We start from the raw sequence: 929 nt of genomic DNA, 5'->3' as shown, positions 1-929 counted from the left end.
GCACGAAGGTCGCGAGCGTTTCGGCAAGGACGAGATTGTCCCGCTCGATCCGCCCGAATTGGCGCGTCAGTCGGTCGAGCCGGCGATTGATGGCGGCTTCGCGCTTATTGTCGGACTCGCCTGCCCGGTAGGCCGTTACTGCCCCATCGATGATCGTGCTTTCTGACAGGCCAGGGCGTTTGGCCATGGCCTTCAGCCAGTGAAAATTCTCTGGCGAGATATAGGGCTGGATCCGGAGCTTCATTGGCCATTCCCCGTGAGATCAATGCCGGTCGCCTGTTCGAGGCTGTCAGCCTGCACGAGGGCGTCGAAGAGACTAGCCTGCAGGGGATTGCACACCTTGCGCCGCGCCGTGCCTGGCTTCGAGGGGCCTGCAAGCCGCGCGCGATCCTCGGCCGCATCCCGCGCCTTCTGAGGCCCAAGGCCCTCGACTTCAGGCTCGAGCTCTGCAGCCTGCATCAGGCCTTCATGGATCGACCGGACCTCGCTGCCCCAATCATCAACCCGCACGTCCGGAATACAGGCCGCGAAGGCAGGGGCGTCTTTGAGACGTTCGGTGAAGTTCTGGTCCTCGTAATAGCGTAGCTTCAGCGCGCGCACCGGCGGGGAGCCTGCGACAAGGACGAGTTCCTGGTCTGCGGGCAGTTGCATCACTTCGCCGGGCGTCAGCAATTGGCGGGCAGTTTCCTGACGCGACACCATTTTGTGCGACAGCCAGGGCGCGAGCCGGTGGCCTGCATAATTCTTCATGGCCCGCTGTTCGGTCTTGGTGCCGAGTGCATCGGAAATCCGCTTCGCCGTGCGCTCGTCATTTGTCGCGAACGCCACCCGGACATGACAATTGTCGAGGATCGCATTCGAGGGGCCATAAGCCTTTTCGATCTGATTGAGGGATTGCGCGATCAGGAAGGCCTTGAGGCCATAGCCTG

1 protein-coding gene and 1 pseudogene are annotated in these 929 nt (G+C 62.2%); both read right to left on the bottom strand.

Features of this window, described 5'->3' with window-relative positions:
* Positions 1-244: pseudogene (locus tag HY26_RS02285) on the bottom strand (CopG family transcriptional regulator); the annotation flags it as partial.
* Positions 241-929, bottom strand: a 689-nt coding sequence (locus HY26_RS02280; RefSeq protein ID WP_233351507.1) for a type IV secretory system conjugative DNA transfer family protein, incomplete at its 5' end; no start/stop codon positions are given. The gene HY26_RS02280 and the pseudogene HY26_RS02285, both read right to left, overlap by 4 nt.

The organism is Hyphomonas sp. GM-8P (genome assembly GCF_003263315.1).
Taxonomy (GTDB): Bacteria; Pseudomonadota; Alphaproteobacteria; order Caulobacterales; family Hyphomonadaceae; genus Hyphomonas.
Note: the sequence above shows the minus strand (reverse complement) of the source record. Positions and strands in the feature narration are given on the sequence as shown.